Origin of the sequence: Trinickia acidisoli, assembly GCF_017315725.1 — a bacterium.
In the GTDB taxonomy this organism is placed as follows: domain Bacteria; phylum Pseudomonadota; class Gammaproteobacteria; order Burkholderiales; family Burkholderiaceae; genus Trinickia; species Trinickia acidisoli.
The window spans coordinates 2675145-2692434 of the sequence record NZ_JAFLRG010000001.1; the positions used below are offsets into that span (position 1 = coordinate 2675145).

The 17290-nt window shown below is 68.0% G+C and carries 8 protein-coding genes; 4 read left to right on the plus strand and 4 right to left on the minus strand.

Going from position 1 to position 17290, the window contains the following annotated elements:
• Window positions 1–29: 29 nt before the first annotated feature.
• The 3 genes from thiC (at window position 30) to J3485_RS12210 (ending at window position 4762) form a co-directional block, all read left to right on the plus strand.
• Entirely contained in the window at window positions 30–1961 is a 1932-nt protein-coding gene (gene thiC / locus J3485_RS12200) for a phosphomethylpyrimidine synthase ThiC (protein WP_206952706.1), read from the plus strand.
• Window positions 1962–2201: 240 nt separating this feature from the next.
• The gene (locus J3485_RS12205; RefSeq protein ID WP_206952707.1) at window positions 2202–3125 is read left to right on the plus strand and encodes a DMT family transporter; all 924 of its coding nucleotides are present in this window, start codon (window positions 2202–2204) and stop codon (window positions 3123–3125) included.
• Window positions 3126–3487: 362 nt separating this feature from the next.
• A complete protein-coding gene (locus J3485_RS12210) occupies window positions 3488–4762 on the plus strand; it encodes a sensor domain-containing phosphodiesterase (RefSeq protein WP_206952708.1) in 1275 nt (424 codons plus the stop codon).
• 100 nt (window positions 4763–4862) lie between these two features.
• Here J3485_RS12210 and arfB read toward each other — a convergent pair whose 3' ends face one another.
• Genes arfB through recC form a run of 4 tightly spaced genes read right to left on the minus strand, consistent with a single transcriptional unit; the run spans window position 4863 to window position 14731 of the window.
• Window positions 4863–5267, minus strand: coding sequence for an alternative ribosome rescue aminoacyl-tRNA hydrolase ArfB (arfB, locus tag J3485_RS12215; protein ID WP_206952709.1), 405 nt, complete (start codon window positions 5265–5267; stop codon window positions 4863–4865).
• Window positions 5264–7411 (minus strand): AAA family ATPase, encoded by a 2148-nt coding sequence (locus tag J3485_RS12220; RefSeq protein ID WP_206952710.1) that lies wholly within the window; start codon window positions 7409–7411, stop codon window positions 5264–5266. The genes arfB and J3485_RS12220 overlap by 4 nt, the downstream gene beginning before the upstream one ends.
• Before the next feature lie 25 nt (window positions 7412–7436).
• Entirely contained in the window at window positions 7437–11234 is a 3798-nt protein-coding gene (recB, locus tag J3485_RS12225; RefSeq protein WP_206952711.1) for an exodeoxyribonuclease V subunit beta, read from the minus strand.
• Entirely contained in the window at window positions 11231–14731 is a 3501-nt protein-coding gene (recC, locus tag J3485_RS12230) for an exodeoxyribonuclease V subunit gamma (RefSeq protein ID WP_206952712.1), read from the minus strand. The genes recB and recC overlap by 4 nt, the downstream gene beginning before the upstream one ends.
• Before the next feature lie 231 nt (window positions 14732–14962).
• On the opposite strand from recC, the gene J3485_RS12235 reads away from it, so the two are divergent.
• Entirely contained in the window at window positions 14963–17254 is a 2292-nt protein-coding gene (locus J3485_RS12235) for an FUSC family protein (protein WP_206952713.1), read from the plus strand.
• Window positions 17255–17290: the final 36 nt, after the last annotated feature.

The window sequence follows — 17290 nt, forward strand, 5'->3', positions numbered from 1 at the left end:
GCATTAGCACCCCAAGTCAGGAGAAATGCATGAGTGCCAACCCGAAATTCATCTCGTCCGAAGCGCGCGTCGACGCCGCCGCGGTCGCCCCGCTGCCCAATTCGCAGAAGATTTACGTGACGGGCTCACGCCCCGACCTGCGCGTGCCGATGCGCGAAATCACGCAGGCCGACACGCCGACGGGCTTCGGCGGCGAGAAAAATCCGCCGATCTACGTCTACGATACCTCTGGCCCCTACACCGATCCGCAAGCGAAGATCGACATTCGCTCGGGCCTGCCGGCGCTGCGCCAAGGCTGGATCGAGGAGCGCGGCGACACCGAAGCGCTGTCGGGGCTCTCGAGCCAGTACGGCCGCGAGCGCGCCGCCGATCCGGCTACGTCCTCGCTGCGTTTCCCGGACCTGCACCGCACGCCGCGCCGCGCCAAGGCCGGCGCGAACGTCACGCAGATGCACTACGCGCGCCGCGGCATCATCACGCCCGAAATGGAGTTCATCGCGATCCGCGAGAACCAGCGCCGCGCCGAGTACCTCGAGAACCTGCGCGCGAGCGGCCCGAACGGCGCCAAGCTCGCCGCGATGATGGGCCGCCAGCACCCGGGCCAGGCGTTCGGTGCCGCGGCGTTCGGCGCGAATGCCGCGCCCGAGATCACGCCCGAATTCGTGCGCGAAGAAATCGCACGCGGCCGCGCGATCATCCCGGCAAACATCAACCACCCCGAGAGCGAGCCGATGATCATCGGCCGCAATTTCCTCGTGAAAATCAACGCGAACATCGGCAACTCGGCCGTGACGTCGTCGATCGGCGAGGAAGTCGACAAGATGACGTGGGCCATCCGCTGGGGCGGCGACACGGTCATGGATTTGTCGACGGGCAAGCACATCCATGAAACGCGCGAGTGGATCATCCGCAACAGCCCGGTGCCGATCGGCACGGTGCCGATCTACCAAGCACTCGAAAAGGTCAACGGCAAAGCCGAAGATCTCACGTGGGAGATTTTTCGCGACACGCTCATCGAGCAGGCCGAGCAAGGCGTCGACTACTTCACGATCCACGCGGGTGTGCTGCTGCGCTACGTGCCGCTCACGGCCAACCGGATGACGGGCATCGTCTCGCGCGGCGGCTCGATCATGGCGAAGTGGTGTCTCGCGCACCACAAGGAAAGCTTCCTCTACGAGCACTTCGAAGACATCTGCGAAATCATGAAGGCCTATGACGTGAGCTTCTCGCTCGGCGACGGCCTGCGTCCCGGTTCGATCTACGACGCCAACGACGAAGCGCAGCTCGGCGAGCTCAAGACGCTCGGCGAACTCACGCAGATCGCGTGGAAGCACGACGTGCAGGTGATGATCGAGGGCCCCGGCCACGTGCCGATGCAGCTCATCAAAGAGAACATGGACCTGCAGCTCGAATGGTGCGACGAAGCGCCGTTCTATACGCTCGGACCGCTCACGACCGACATCGCGCCCGGCTACGACCACATCACGTCGGGTATCGGCGCGGCGATGATCGGCTGGTTCGGCACGGCAATGCTCTGCTACGTCACGCCCAAGGAGCACCTCGGCCTGCCGAACAAGGACGACGTCAAGGAAGGCATCATCACCTACAAGCTCGCTGCGCACGCGGCCGATCTGGCCAAGGGCCATCCGGGCGCGCAGGTGCGCGACAACGCGCTGTCGAAGGCGCGCTTCGAGTTCCGCTGGGAAGACCAGTTCAACCTCGGCCTCGATCCCGACAAGGCGCGCGAGTTCCACGACGAGACGCTGCCGAAGGATTCGGCGAAGGTCGCTCACTTCTGCTCGATGTGCGGCCCCCACTTCTGCTCGATGAAGATCACGCAAGACGTGCGCGATTTTGCTGCGGCCCAAGGCGTCTCCGACGATGCGGCACTCAAGAAGGGCATGGAAGAAAAGGCCGTCGAGTTCGTCAAGAGCGGGGCGCAGATCTATCAGCGGCAGTAATGTCGTGACGTCGTGATACCTTGCCGCGAGCGATGCGATTCGGCTCGCGGCTTCAGTTCACGGTTCACTGGGTATGCAAGGGGCGCTCGCGCCCCTTTTCGTTTATGGGCGGGTGGATCCCACCATTCGTGCTCCGTTTCTTGCTGTTTCATCTCGGGCTGAAATATAGGCCGCCGTCCCGGTGCTACCATGCGTTTCGGTTATCCGACAATAAGCTTGCGAAACACCTCGAGACCCTCCATGAAGCCCAGCCACGCCGTTCAATTGCTCGTGCTCGCCGCGTTATGGGGCGCGTCCTTCTTGTTCATCCGCGTAGGCGTGGCTGAATTCGGCGTTGCGCCGCTCATGGCGCTGCGCGTGTCGATCGGCGCGCTCGTCCTGATCTCGATGCTGGCGTTGCGCGGCACGCCACGCGTATCGTTCGCGACGCTACGCTCGCGCGCGCTGCCGCTGTTCGTCGTCGGCGTGCTCAATTCCGCCGCGCCGTTTTGCCTGTTCGCGTTCGCCGAGTTGACGCTCTCGGCCGGCACGACGTCCGTCATCAACGCCACGACGCCGCTGTGGGGTGCGCTCGTCGCATTCGTCTGGCTCAGGGATCGCCTGACGCCGCTGCGCACGCTGGGCATGCTCATCGGTTTTTCCGGCGTCGTCTCGCTCGTCTGGGGCCAAATCGCGGCCCCGCATGGCGCCCTCGCCCCTTCGGCCTCGACGATGACCCTCGCCGCACTTGCCGCGACTTGCGCCGCGCTGCTCTACGGCATCGCCGCCAATTACACGAAGCGCTACCTGGCCGGCGTCGATTCGCTGACGATTGCAACCGGCAGCATGATCGGCGGCAGCCTCGCACTGATTCCGTTCGCGATCGCAACCTGGCCCCATGGCGCTATCTCGATGCATGCATGGGGCGCGGTGCTGAGCCTCGGCGTGGCATGCACGGGCATTGCCTATCTCATCTTCTTCCATCTGATCAATGCCGCCGGGCCGGCGCGTGCGATCACGGTCACGTTCGTGATCCCCGTCTTCGGCATCCTCTGGGGCGCCCTGTTCCTGAACGAGCAGGTGAGCGCCAGCATGGTCGAAGGCTGCGCCATCGTGCTTGTCGGCACCGCCCTCGCGACGGGCGTCATCAAGCGCATTCCCGGCCTGCGTCAGCGGCAGGCATAGCAGCGCCCCGCTCCCCCAGGCACGCGCCCGCGCCTGGGATGGCCCGTGCGCACCTGGCGCGCTTCCCCCCTCTCAAAGCGTGGCGCGCACCACGCCCGCCACGCGTCTTTCCGCCCCATCTCCCTCTGACCGTCTGCCGCCGCACAAAGGCCCATGCGGGCCGGGTTTTACGCTGAGCCCATTTCTTGTGCCCACTCTTTGTTACACTGCCCTTTCATCATATGGACTCCGTCCGACATGCCCGGTCATTTCGTTCGCTTCCGGTCGCGCGGCTTGCCGTGCGCGACAGGCACGATCTCTTTCCGCGTCTGGCACGCCGGCCGCCGCGATCGGCCAGGGCGCGGGGCCGCGCCTCGCTCGCCATGTCGTCCAAACGCGATCTGACGCTCGCCGGCATCCTGCCGCATCTCGCCCGCGACGATGGCGGGTGGCATGTCGTCTATCAAGGCGTGACGCTGCGCAGCGCCTTTCAGCCCGTCGTCTCGATTACGCACAAACGCGTCGTCGGCTACGAGGCGCTGCTACGCGCCACGCAGGCAAACGGGCAAAGGATCGCGCCCGATCATTTGTTCGCCCGCGCGCGAGCCACGGGCCCGGCGCTCACGCTCGAGCGGCTTGCGCGCTGCGTGCATTTCGCGAACTTCGCCGAGCAAGACGTCGAAACAGGCTGGCTGTTCGTCAACGCCTTGCCGCAATTGCTGCGCGTCGGCCCGAACTCGCGCGCATTCACCGACGAGCTGTGCGACTACTTCGGCATCCCGCATCACCGCATCGTCGTCGAGATCATCGAACAGCCGAGCGCCGACGAATCCAATTTCGATCGAATGGTCGAGGTGCTGCGCGAACGCGACCTGCTGATCGCGATCGACGATTTCGGCACGGGGTTTTCGAACTTCGATCGCATTTGGCGCATGCGCCCCGACATCGTCAAGCTCGACCGCTCGCTCGTCGCCCGCATCGCCGCGCCGAGCACCGATCATCAGTTCGCCACGCAGCTCGTGACGATGCTGCACCGGGCAGGCACGATGGTGCTCGGCGAAGGCGTCGAATCGGAGGACGAACTGATGACGCTCATGGAAGCCGACGTCGACTTCGTTCAGGGCTTCTGGCTCGGCAAGCCGCACGCGTCGATCGCGGAGGCAAGCGGCAAGGCGCCCGCCCGGATCGCATCGATGTGGCAGCGCTTTCGCGCAAATTCCGCCACCTCGCCCGGAGTACCCGTCGAATTCGCGAGCGTTGAAGAAGCCGTGCTCGGCGGAGCGCACGCCTACAAGGCCACCGACGATCTCGCGCTCGCCGCGCAGCGGACGTTTCGCAGCCCCTGGGCGCGGCGCGTCTTCATCGTCGACCGGCATGGCGATCAACATCGGCCGTCCATCGCGTCGGAGTCGCAGGGGCAATTGGCCCGCCTCGCTCCGCTCTTTCCCGACACGGCGAGCAACTGGTCGCGGCGCGCTTACTTCAAGCGCGCGCTGGCCGCGCCGGGACGCATCGCCGTCATGGGGCCGCACTACTCGCTGACCGAAGGCAAGGACTGCTACACGGCCGCCGTCACCGTCGACCGAGGCGGCGAACTCGAAGTGTTTTGCGTCGACTTCGTGGCCAGCGTGTCAGGGCCGTCCGCCGGCATCGACTGATCGCCCCAAGCACACCGATCACGCCAGTCGCACTGAGCGCACTGAGCGCACTGAGCGTACCGATCGCACGCTTGCCCTAGCGGCCGGCGGTGCACCGCCGTTATTCGTCGACGCGCCCACGCCCCGCTTTTACGCTCGAGCGGTGCGTCTTGCCGTCGAGGCGGCGCACCGTCGAGGCGCGCGTCGGCCGCGTCGGAATGCGCGGCCGACGCGTGACGCTGACGCTCGAGATCAATTCCTCGAGCCGCGCGAGCGCCGCCGTTCGGTTCATCTCCTGCGTTCGGTATTCCTGCGCCTTAATGACGACGACACCCTCGCGCGTGATGCGGCGATCCTCGAGCGCGAGCAGTCGCATCTTCAATGCCTCGGGCAGCGACGACGCGCGAATGTCGAAACGCAGATGAATGGCGCTCGACACTTTGTTGACGTTCTGTCCGCCCGCCCCTTGCGCGCGGACCGCCGTCAACTCGACCTCGTCGGGCAGTACGTGATGGCGTAGCGTCATCGTGCCTCCTGCATGCGGGCGAACAAGCCCGATTCGCGCCGCGTAGGCGTGGCAATTGCCTCGGCGAGCACCTCGCGCGCGCCGACGACGCGCACGGTCTTGCGCGCGCGCGTGACGGCTGTGTAGACGAGCTCGCGCGTCAGCACGCGGCTCGTCGACGCAGGCAGCACGAGCGCCGCGTGATCGAACTCGGAACCCTGGGATTTGTGGACCGTCAATGCGAACGCGGTATCGTGCGGCGGCAGCGCCGCGGGCGTCACGGCCCGCACGCCGCCGTCGGCCGTGCGGAAGTACACACGCAGCGCGCCTTCGCGCGTGGGCAGCGCAATGCCGATATCGCCGTTGAACAGGCCCAGCGCGTAATCGTTGCGTGCCACCATCACCGCGCGCCCCGCGAACCAGCTCGTACCGACCGCGAGCGGCACGCGCGCGGCCCGTCGCACGTGCTCGGCCATCTGCGCGTTCAGCGCTTCGACGCCGCGCGCGCCGAGCCGCGTCGCGCAAAGCACGCGAAACGCGTTCAACGCATCGAAGAGCGGCCCGCAATCGGGCTGCGGCTGCGCGAGCGCTGTCGCCAATGCCTGGACGTACGGCGCGAAGCCTTGCGCCAGGCGTTCCAGTGTACGGGGTGCCAGCGATGGGCCGGCGTCCTCGTCGAGCTGAGCCGGGGCGCCGTCGACCGGGGCGTCGAACAAATCGAGTTCGCGCGGCACGTCTCTACCGACACTCGCGTCCACGCCGAGCGCATCGAACGCGGCCCGCGCGTCGCCGCGGCGGATCGCGAGCGACAAGCGGCCGATCGCGGAGTCGAGCCCAAATCGATAGTTACGCTCGAGCCAAATCACGCAATCGACGAGCGGCGCCGCCTGGGGTGATGTGTTAGGCGACGGCGCGCCGTCACCCGCGTAGGCAACGGCCGATTCGTCGAGTCCCACCCAAGGCCAAGCCGCGTTGATCGATCCATCCGAGTCGACGGACTCGATGCTCCCCGGCAAATCGAGTTCATCGAACAAGTCCAACGCATCGTCCTCGTTCGAGAACGTATCGAAGGCCGCTGCATCGTCGCTCGCCGCGTCGTCCTGCTCGGGGCGGGGCAGCGCCGCTCGGACGCGTGCCGCGTCGACCCCCGCGGCCCGCACGATGCGCGCGATGCCGGCCTCGCTGAACGATGGGCGCGCGCTCAGCTCGGCAAAGACGGCACCCGCCTCGACGGCCGCAAGCTGGTCTTTATCGCCGAGCAGCACGAGACGCGTCTCGGGCGCGAGCGCATCGAATAGCTGCGCCGCCAGCGCGACGTCGATCATCGACGCCTCGTCGACGACGAGCACGTCGTAGGGCAGCGGATTGTCGGCTCCGTGGCGCGCACGCAGGCCCTGTCCGAGACCGAGCAGCCGATGCAACGTCTGCGACGAGCGTGGCAAGCGCGCGGCGATCTCTTCCGGCAAGCTCGCCGCGCGCGCGAGCAACGCCTCCTGCATCCGCTGCGCCGCCTTGCCCGTCGGCGCAGCGAGGGCAATCGCCAGCGAGGGATCGGAGTCGATCAGGCAGGCGAGCATACCGACGACGGTCGTCGTCTTACCCGTGCCGGGCCCGCCGCTGACGACGGTTAGCCGGCTCGACAACGACAGGGCTGCCGCTGCGCGCTGCCAATCGACCTCGCTCGCGTCGGGCGGACCGAAGAAGCGCTCGAGTCGCGCCACGAAAGCGGCATCGGCGTCAAACGCGCTTGACGCTGCGCGCGCCGTTGCGTGATCGACAACGGCCATCGCGAGCCGGCGCTCGTCGTCGTAGTAGCGCGCGAGGTAGAGCCGACCCGCCGCATCGACGACGAGCGGCCCCAATGCGGCTGCATCCAGCGCGCCGTCCGAGACCACGCCGCTCGCGCGCAATGCCGCGGCCGCAACGCCGAGCGTTTCGCCGTAACGCCGCGCGAGCCGCGCGAGCGATACGCAGACGTGCCCGGCGCTCGTCGCACGGCTGACCGCAAATGCGGCGCGACGGGCCCAGCGCACGGCGACGGCGTTCGCACCCAGATGCTGAGCCAGCACACCGATGCGGCGCGCGAATCCCTCGGCCAACGCCGTGCCGAAGTCGCCGCGCGCGCGTGCGCGCGCCGGCCGCGACGGTGGAGCGGCAGCGGTCATGCGGGCCTCCTGAAATACGTTGCGCTCATGATGTCCGCCCGGCGCGCATCATTGCATCGAGCGCCTCGATCAGCTCGCGCATGGGCCGGCGCACATGCACGCCCGCCGGCACCGCACCGTCGCGCCACGACGGACGCACACCGCGTACGAACAGATAGGCATAGCCGCCGATATGCGCGTCGTAGTCGTAGCCCGGGCGACGCGTCTTCAAGTAGCGATGCAGCGCGACCGTGTAAAGCAGCGCCTGCAAGTGGTATGCATGGTGCGCCATCGCGGCTTCGAGTGGCGCCGCGCCGTAGTCGGCCGAACTCGCGCCGAGATGATTCGACTTCCAATCGACGATCCAAAAACGGCCGTCGTGCTCGATCACCATGTCGATGAACCCTTTGACGTAGCCGGCCAGCGTCCCCGCTTCGAGCGCGACGTCAGGATAACCGTGACACACGAGCAAGCCTCGCAACGCCGACAAATCGAGCGCCGGCGACGCGAACAGGAATGGCCATTCGGTCAGCCTACGCGCCGGATCGAGCGCCGCGAGCGTGAGGCCCGCAGCAACCTCGGTGGCCGTAACGTCGGCGATCAGCCGCGCCATCATCGCCGGCAGACGCGCGGCCGTTTCTGCATCAGCGGCGACGGGCCGCTCGACGAGCGCGCGCTCGATAGCGGCAGGCCACGTCGCGGCGTCGGAAAAATCGGCCAATTCGAACATCCGATGCAAGCATTCGCCCGCTGCCGCGCCGCGTGGAAAAGCGAGGATGTCGTCGGCCACGAGCAATTCGGCGGCCGTGAGCGCAGGCTGCGGCGGCAGCCAAGCCGCTTCGGCCGCCGCGCTCGCCTCCTGCTGGGCGGCGGCGAGCGCGTCGTGATCGGGCCTCGGTTCGTCGTCGAGCGACTCGCTCGCGTGCCGCGCGCCGGCGGCTGCAAGCGAGCTGAAGCTCGCAATGCGCCAGCTCTCCTTCAACGCGCGGCGCAACGTGCGCGCCTCGAAGCGGCGACTCGATGCGGCCTCGCGCGAGAGCGGCACGCGCCGCTGCGGCGAAGGCAGCGGCGCGTGCGTGATCGCGCCGTCGGCCAGCGACGCCCATGCCGCCTCGATCGCGCCTTCCTCCGGCGGATCGTCGGACCACGCGTCGAACGCGCGGCCGTCGCCGGCGACGAGCCAGTTCAGCACGCTGCGACGCGACTCTTTGGTGGAGCGCGACGAGACATAAGCGCCGGCGACAAGGTAGCAGCGGTGAACCGCCCGTGTGAGCGCAACGTAGACCAGCCGTGCCCGCTCGGCCGCCTCCTCGCGCGCGGCCTCGCGGTCGGCACGCTCGGCATCGTCGCCTTCGCAGCCGTAATGAAGCACGGCGCGCGAGCCCGCTTGCGCATCGTCGTGATACTCGCTCGCATCGGGCAGGCCAGTGCTCGCTCCGACCCTACGTGCGCCATCTCCTAGAAACGGACAGAAGACGACGGCATATTCGAGCCCCTTCGACTTGTGGACGGTCACGATCTGCACGAGATCGCGATCCGATTCGAGCCGCAATTGCGCTTCCTCGCCGCCGCCGCGCGCGCGCTCGGCCGCGAGCCAGCGCAACGTCGGCGCGATGCCGTGGTGCACGGCCGCGCGGGCGGAGGCGAGCTCGGCCAGATGGTTGACGTCCGTGAGCCGCCGCTCGCCGTCGCGGCCCGCGATGAGGCGCTCGCCGATGCCGTTTTCGCGCGTCATCGTGCGCCACATCGTCGCGAAACCGCGATCGAGCCAGAGCGACCGGTAGCGCGAGAATCGCTCGACCCAAGCCGTCGCCTCGTCGGCATGCGCCAACGCCGGCGCATCGGCGAGCTGCGCAAGCCGCGCGAGCGCGTGCGCATCGAGCCCGAACCAATCGGCCGCGAGCGCCGCCCGCAGGCGCCTTAAATCACCGGGCGCATCGACCGCCGCCAGCACGCGTTCGAGCTGCTCGGCGTCGAGCGTCGCGAATACCGACGACTGCGCGAGCTCCACGCTGCCCACGCCCCAAGCGGCGAGTACGCGTTTCATCAAGCTGCCCTGCTTGTGCGTGCGCACGAGCACGGCGATGTCGGCCGGCGCCAGCACCGCCGCGCCGAGCGCAACGCTGCCCTCACGCGTGCCGCGCAACAACCGGGCGATCTCGGCCGCGCACGCCTCGGCCGCCTGCCGGTGCGCCTCGCGCTTGAGCAGCGCCGCCTCGCCCGAGGGCAGCATCCAGACGCGCAGCGCGCCGTCGGCATGGTGCGAACGCGCGGGATCGGCGGCGTCGACGAACGGCGCGCGTGGGCGCTCGGCCGCGTGCACGGGCGTGTAGTCGAGCCCCTCGAGCACGAACGCGCGCGGATTGGCGCCGAAGATGCGATTGCACGCGGCGACGAGCGACGCCGTCGAGCGTTGGTTGACGGCGAGCGTGTAGCGCGCCGTCGCCGCATGGCGTGCGGCTAAGTAAGTGTGCAGATCGGCTGCCCGGAAGCTGTAGATCGCTTGCTTCGGATCGCCGACGAGAAAAAGCGGCCCTGCCTGCCCGTCGTTGCCCGGCCTCGCGAAGATGCGCTCGAAGATCGCGAACTGCAGCGGGTCCGTATCTTGGAATTCGTCGATGAGCGCGGCGGGGTATCGCGCCCTCAGCGTCTGGGCAAGCCACGGGTGTGCAATGAGCGCGCCGTGCAGGTTCGCGAGCAAGTCGTCGAACGATGCGAGCCGTCGCGTGCGCTTCATGGCGGCCAGCGCCGGCGGCGCTTGTTCGAGCCAGAGCGCGAGCAACGCGAGCCAGCGCAGCCGATGCGCCGCCTCGGCCGCCTCGGCGGCCGCGGCAAGCGTGTCGGCCAACGCGAAGAACGGATGCTCGGGTGGCGCGAACTTGACCTTGGCCGCCTTTGCAAGCGCCGTCGCCGTCAGCTTCAGCGCCTCGCGCGGCGGCGGCGCGTGGCAGTCGCCTTCGGCGAAATACCGGCTCCACGCATCGAGCGCCGTACGGACCGCTTCGCGTTTGTGCGTCGTCTGCTTGAGTGCGGCCTGCGCGTCGTCGAGCACGCGCTCGATGAACTCGCGCTCGTCGCGCCACAGCGCGCATGCGGCATCGAAACGCGTCCGCGCATCGTCCCCATCGTCCTCGCCGACCGCGCCCTCGGGCTCGAGGGTCGGCGGCGTCGTACCCGAATGCCCCCAGCGCAACTGTGCGAGCGGCTTTTTCAAGCGGCGAGCGAGCTGCGCATCGAGTTCCAACGGGTTCGCGCCGCGTGCGACGAGCCATGCCGCGAAGGCCGGATAAGCGCCCGCGACCGGTTCGACACGCTCGCGCCAAAACTCGGCGGCCAGCTCGAATCGAAGCGATGCGTCGTCGGCCTCCATCTCGAACGCGAACGGCATTGCGGCAGCGAACGGCGCCTCTTGCAGCGCGCGCTGGCAGAAGGCGTGGATCGTGTGGACGGCAGCCTGATCGAAGGTCGACAACGCGCGCCGGATGCGCTTACCCGCCAAGTCTCGATCGAGCCCTTCGGGGCCCAGCGTCGTCGCGAGCAGTTGCGCGACGAAGGGGTCGCCACCGTCGTCGTCGAGCTCGATGGCGCGAGCGAGTTCAGCGAGACGGCCGCGAATCCGCTCGTGCAACTCGGCCGTCGCCGCTTTCGTGAACGTGACGACGAGAATCTGATCGGCGTTCAGGTCGCGCTCGAGCAGTAACCGTACGTAGAGCGCGCAGATGTTCCACGTCTTGCCCGTACCGGCCGAGGCCTCGATCTGATTGACGCCGGCAAGCGCGCACGTGAAGACGTCGAGCGGCTCCGGCGGCGGCGGTTCGGCGGCGAGGCAATCGTGCTCGCTCATGCGTCGCCTCCGCTCAGATGCGCGATCAAAGGTTCGAACACGATGCGCGAAAGCGCGCCGAAGGGCTCGTCGAGCGTCAACTCGACGCCGCGCCAAGCGATCGCGAGCGCCGCGTCGTCCGATTCGCCGCGCACGCGGTCGCTGATCCACACGCCGAGCGCGTCCGAATCCGCGCCGTTCGCTTTGGCCCACGCGCTCCTCGGAAAGAAGCGCAACGGCAGCCGGCGCCCCGCGACGAACAGCGCGACGAGCGGCGCAAGGTGATCGAGCGGCGCCTCGACGCGCGCGAACGCGAAGCGATCGGCAGCGCCGTACCAGATCGTGCGGCACGGCCCCTGAGGCTGCGCGGCGCAATAGGCGAGATGCGCGAGCCAAGCGTTCAAATACTCGCGCGCATTCGGGCTCGCATAGCGATAGAGCACCTGGCCGGCATCGGTCACGCGGTTCAATGTGCCCTGCAGATGCACGGGCGCCGCATCGAGCAGCGCGTCGCGCAGCGCCGCGTCGTGCTCGCCGAAGAGTGCGGCACCGTCGGTATCGGGCCAGCGCGCAGTGACGTGCAGCGCGAACGGCAACCGCGATGCGCCCGCCGCCAGCGCCTTGCGCACGTCGCCCGCGAGGCGGGTGAGCGCACCGAGTTCGCTCCGCTTGAGCACGTCGCCCGTCGCCCCGGCGGGCAACTCGGGGCTCGTTTGCGCGACCCGCCACGCGCGTGCGTGCGCCGCGTCGTCGTCACGCTCGATCAGCCGCGGCAGCAACCGGTCGGCAAGCGCATCGCGGCCCGCGTAATCGAGTTCGAACGGTTCGACCTCGAGCAGCTCGCCTTGCGCCTTCTCGAGCACGACGCCGAGCCGCTCGCGCAGCAGCGCGCGCGCGGGGTGTTGCCAGAATCGCTGAAAATCGACGAACGAAACGGGCCCGACCGGCTCGATCGGCAACGGCGCGGCAAAGAACGGCACGGCGAGGGGTTCCGCGTCGGCGGCCAGCCGCGAAGCAAGACGCGCGCGTTCGGCGTCGTAGGTGAACAGCGCGCGCGCGCCGTCGAAGTAGGCCGACGAAAACGGCTGCAGCGGATGCTCGACGATGAACGAGCGGCGCGCCGCCTGAAGCACCTCGGGCGCCGCGCCCTCGCCCGCCTTCGCCCGCGCCAGGTGATCGAGCAGTTCGTCGACGAGCGCCGCGGGCGGCAGCGGCGCGTTGTCCCGAATGCTGCGCCCCGTGTAGCTGACGAAGAAGCGCTCGCGCGCGGCGAGCAACAGATCGAGGAACAAGTTGCGCTCATCGGCGCGACGCTGGCGGTCGCCCAGTTGCGGCAGCGCCGCCATCAAATCGAACTCGTCGGCGCGCGCGAGGCTCGGCAAGACGCCATCGTCCATCCCGATCAAGCAGATCGCGCGATACGGTAAGCCGCGCAAGCTCGTCAGCGACGAAAACGTCACGCCGCCCCACGGCACACCGCCATGCGCCGCATCGTCGAGCGCAACGGTCAGCGCCGCGCGCAACACCGCGGCCGGCGCCTGCGTGTCATACGCGCCGTCGCGCATGGCTTCGAGCGCCTTCTCGACGGCATCGCGCACGTTCGCCAGCGCATCGGCGAAAGGCGGCGATCCATCGAACGAGCGCACGAGTAGATCGGCCAACAGCGCGCCCCATTCGTCGCCTGTCAGCGTCTCGCGCGAGCGCTTAACGAAGCCGTATAAATCGTCGACGAAGCACGCGAGCCGCCCGAGCAGCTCGGCATCGGCCCCGCGCGCGCCCGCGACCGGCAGCCATGCATCGACGGGCGCGCCGTCGTCGGGCATCGCATAGCCGAGAAAGAGCCGCGTGAGCGCATCGGCGAACGTATGGCGCGCGGGTGCCGCGGCCTGCGCGACGCGCGATTCGTCGCCCGCGGGCACCTCGTTCGCGAGCCCGCGCCGGGCACCGGCCGCCGCGAGCCACCCTTGAACCGTGTCGAGCGCCACGGCGTCGATGCCGTAACGCGCCGCGACCGCATCGACGCGCAACCACTCGACCAACTCCGGCGCCGACACGCCGCGCTCGGCGAGCGCCAGCCAGTCGAGCAGTACGCGAGCGATCGGATTGGCCTGCGACGGAGGCAGGCCCGTGATGCGATAGGGAATGCGTCCGCGCTCGTCGCTTTGCGTCGTGCCGAAAACCGCATCGATGAGCGGCGCGGCCGTCGCGAGATCGGGACAAACGACGAGCACGTCCGACGGGCGCAACCCCGGCAGCGCGTCGCCGCCGCCCGAGCGCGCGTCGTCGAACCAGCCGAGCAGCCGGTCGTGCAGCACTTCGAGCTGACGCGACAAGCTGTGACAAACATGGACTTCGATGCCTCGCTCGCTGTCGTCGGCCGCCGCGTCGAGATCGCAGCCGATGTCGCCCCCGCCGCCGGGCGCTTCGCCGAGCACTTCCGGCACTAAGTCGAGCATGGCGTTTTGCACGCGCGCGAGCCAGTTTGTCGCTTCGTTCGGCGCAAAACGCGTCGCCTCGCCCGAGGCAGCGCTTTCCGTCAATTCATGCAGCAAATGCAACTGCGCCTGCGTCTGCCGGCCCCACTCGGCCAGCAGCGGATGGCCGACCTCGTGATAGTCGAGCACGTCGGCGGCCTCGAGCGCGAGCGCTGTCTTTTCGGTGACGATGTCGAACCAGAACTGCCGGCACGGGTTCATGACGTAGAGCCGCACGTCGATCCAGCGCGACAGCTCGCGCAACAAGGCGATGTGGAGCGGCGCGATCGTCGGCAAGGCGAACACGCTGACCGACGCGGGCCAACGTGCGCGCATGACGGCGTCGAGATCCAGCGTGCGCGCAAGTTCGAGAAACCGGTGAGCGGGCGGTGCCGCCTCGGCCGCGCTCCCCGCGCCGTTCCCCTGCGCGAGCTCGGCCAGCACGGTGCGCCAGAGCGCAGCCTGCCAGCGCTCGTCTTCGCGCGCGGCAACCGTAGCGCTCGACAGCCGCGACGGCGCCACCTCGCCGGGGCCGGCCTCGAAGATCGACTGCCCGCGCTGCCAGCGCGCAAGCCACTCGGGGCGATAGGTCAGGTAGTGATCGAAGACGGTCGCCACGCGCCGCGCAAGCTCGTAGCGCATCGGTGCGTCGGCCGCGTCCAGATAGCTGCGCAGGCGCGGCGAGTCGAGCCACGCGGCCGGCGCGGCGGCTTCGGCTTCGCGCGCGCCGCCTTGACCGTGCACGCCTTGCGCGAACAGGCGATAGCAGCGCCAGGCAAGGCGCTCCGTCCCGAGCGGCGAATGCGCGGGCACGTCGATGACGCCGCCGATCTGCGTCCAGAGCCACTGCGCGAGGTAGCTGAAATCGACGTTCGCGCAGATGCCTCGGCGCGAAGCCAGCTCGAGTTCGAGCCGGCGGCGCACGGCGGCGCTCGGCACGACGATCGCCTCGCTCGTCCACGGATCGGCCGGCATCGCGTCGAGGTCATCGACGAGCGCTTGAACGAGCGTTTCGTAGCGGTTCGAATAAATGAGCTGAAGCATGAACCCTTTGCAGTTGGGCGCGACCCGAAGCGCGCGCAGGCGGGCAACGAAAAGCGTCAGCATAGCAAAGGCGCCGGGCGCTCCGCGCGCGGCTTGGCGGCGCGGCCACGCGCGCGGCCGCGTGGCGCAAGACGCGGCCCCGAGCGGCCATGTCCGGCGTACATGAAATACGTTAGACTTCCACGCCAATCCCCTCATGCCGTCCGCTTTCCGCTGCCCGCCTCGAGATCGATGCGCTACTCGAAAGAAATCGAAAAATTTCTCTACAGCCAATATTTCTTCGGTGGACTGCGCATGGCCATCGGCGTTTCGCTGCCGGCCGTCTTGTGTCTCGTCGTATTCCACCAGGCTGACCTGGGCTTCACGATCGCGACGGGCGCGCTCGGCGCCTGCGTCGTCGACATGCCCGGACCGCTCAAGTACAAGCACAACGAAATGCTCGTGTGCAGCGTGCTCGGCTTCGCGTCGGCGCTCGCAACGGGGCTGGCGACGTTCAACGTCGTCGCGTTGTGGGCCACCGTCGTCGCGCTGACGTTCGCGCTATCGCTGGCGGTCGCCTATGGCAACCGCTGGCCGCAAATCAGCTTCGCGACGCTGTTCATGATGGTGATGACGCTCGAGGACCACTTCACGCCGCTCGAGGCGCTGACCAACGCGGGGTGGATTGCGCTAGGCGGCCTGTGGTACACGTACTGGGCGACGCTGGTCTCGCAATGGCAGGCGCACCGGATCGAAAAACAGGCGTTGGCCGAGAACGTCTTCGCGAGCGCCGACTACCTGCTCGCGCGCGCCGATTTCTACGAGATCGATGCAAACCTGGACGACTGCTACCGCCATCTCGTTGAAAAACAGACGACGGCCGTCGAAATACAGGACGCCGCGCGCGCGATCGTCTTGCGCAACCTGCCCAAACTCAGGCGCGGCAAACTCGACCCGAACCGCGTGACGCTGTTCAACCTGTTCATCAACACGGTCGATCTACATGAACTGTTCGTCGGTGCGCACACCGACTACCCGCTCATGCGCAGCACGTTCGGCAATGCCGATCTGATGCTGTTCTTCCGCGACCTGATCCGCAAAGCGGCGGGCGATCTCGAGGAAATCGGCCTCGCCGTGCTGCAAAATAGGCGGCCCGCCTCGCGCATCAACATGAAGGCCGAAATGCGCGCGATCGAATACGAGATCGAGCTCATGCGCAAGCAAGGGCTGTCCGAGCGCAATCCCGAGGCTTATGCGGCGGCATCGGCCACGTTCCGACGCCTCTGGAGCGCCGTGCGCCTCATCGACAAGATGAAAAAGAGCCTCGCGAGCGAAACGCCGAGCGTGCGCACCGAGATGCGCATCGACCATACGCTCATGCGATTCTTGTCGGGCCGGCGTGTGCCGCTGCGGCAAATCTTCTCGAATCTGACGATGGCGTCACCGAGCTTTCGCCATGCGCTGCGCGTGACGATCGCCGTGGCCATCGGCTTTTGGCTCGGGCGCCTGCTCCCGCTCACCAACGCGTATTGGATCGTGATGACGACGCTCATCATCATGAAGCCCGGCTATTCGCTCACGAAGCAACGCAATACGCAGCGGATCGTCGGCACGGCGATCGGCTGCGCGGCGAGCCTCGCACTGATCTGGTTCGTGAAGGCGCCGCCGGTGCTGCTCGTCTTCATGTTCGCATCGATGGTGATGAGCTACAGCCTGCTGCTGTTCAACTACGCGGCGAGCGTCGTGTTCACTTCGTCGTACGTGCTGCTGCTGTTCCACCTGCTGGCGCCGGGCAGCATGCGCATCATCGGCGAGCGGGCGATCGACACCGCCATCGGCTGCGCACTCGCCGTTGCGGCGAGCCATCTGTTCCCGTACTGGGAGTATCGGCTGATGGGCAAGCTCGTGACGGACGTGCTCGCCGCGACGCGTCAATACCTCGAAAGCGCTTGGTGGTGGGGCAACGCGCCGCGTGCCGCCGCCCAAGGCGCAGGTGCCGCCTCGGCGGTGGGGGATGTGGGCGCGACGCCGTCGGCGCCCGAATCGGCCGGCCCGGACGAGCGCGACTTCCGCTATCGGCTCGCGCGCAAGAACGTTCACATCGCGTTCGCGAATCTGGCGCAGGCGTTCCGGCGCATGATGCTCGAGCCCAAGGCGCAGCAGCGGTTCGTGCCCGAGCTCAACGACTTGCTCGTGCAAAGCCACGTGCTGGCCGCCCATATCACGGCGGCCGCGCCGTTGCTGCGTAGCATGGCGCAGCGCGAACCCGACGGCTCGCAAGCGCTACAGCGCGCGCTCACGGCCGTACGCGAGAATCTGACGCGCGCGCAAGCCGGCGAGGCCCCGCCCGCGGATCAGCCCGAGACGACGAAGCAACTCACGCGCGAACTCGATGCAATGGTGGTGGACGTCGAACGCGCCGGCACGCAGCCGGTGGAGTTCGTCGGCGAAATCAAGCTGCTCGCGCTGCAATGCAAGCAAATGCTGGCCGCCTCGTTTCTGATACGCAAGGATGCGGGCGCGATTCACCTGCCGCAGGCATGACGCGGGCGAACGAAGCGCGCTCGCCGCGCGCCGGCC

Excerpts from the sequence above, each read along its gene's own strand:
- thiC (WP_206952706.1), top strand. The coding sequence starts at position 30 with ATGAGTGCCAACCCGAAATTCATCTCGTCCGAAGCGCGCGTCGACGCC.
- J3485_RS12205 (WP_206952707.1), top strand. The coding sequence starts at position 2,202 with ATGAAGCCCAGCCACGCCGTTCAATTGCTCGTGCTCGCCGCGTTATGG.
- J3485_RS12210 (WP_206952708.1), top strand. The coding sequence starts at position 3,488 with ATGTCGTCCAAACGCGATCTGACGCTCGCCGGCATCCTGCCGCATCTC.
- arfB (WP_206952709.1), bottom strand. The coding sequence starts at position 5,267 with ATGACGCTACGCCATCACGTACTGCCCGACGAGGTCGAGTTGACGGCG.
- J3485_RS12220 (WP_206952710.1), bottom strand. The coding sequence starts at position 7,411 with ATGACCGCTGCCGCTCCACCGTCGCGGCCGGCGCGCGCACGCGCGCGC.
- recB (WP_206952711.1), bottom strand. The coding sequence starts at position 11,234 with ATGAGCGAGCACGATTGCCTCGCCGCCGAACCGCCGCCGCCGGAGCCG.
- recC (WP_206952712.1), bottom strand. The coding sequence starts at position 14,731 with ATGCTTCAGCTCATTTATTCGAACCGCTACGAAACGCTCGTTCAAGCG.
- J3485_RS12235 (WP_206952713.1), top strand. The coding sequence starts at position 14,963 with ATGCGCTACTCGAAAGAAATCGAAAAATTTCTCTACAGCCAATATTTC.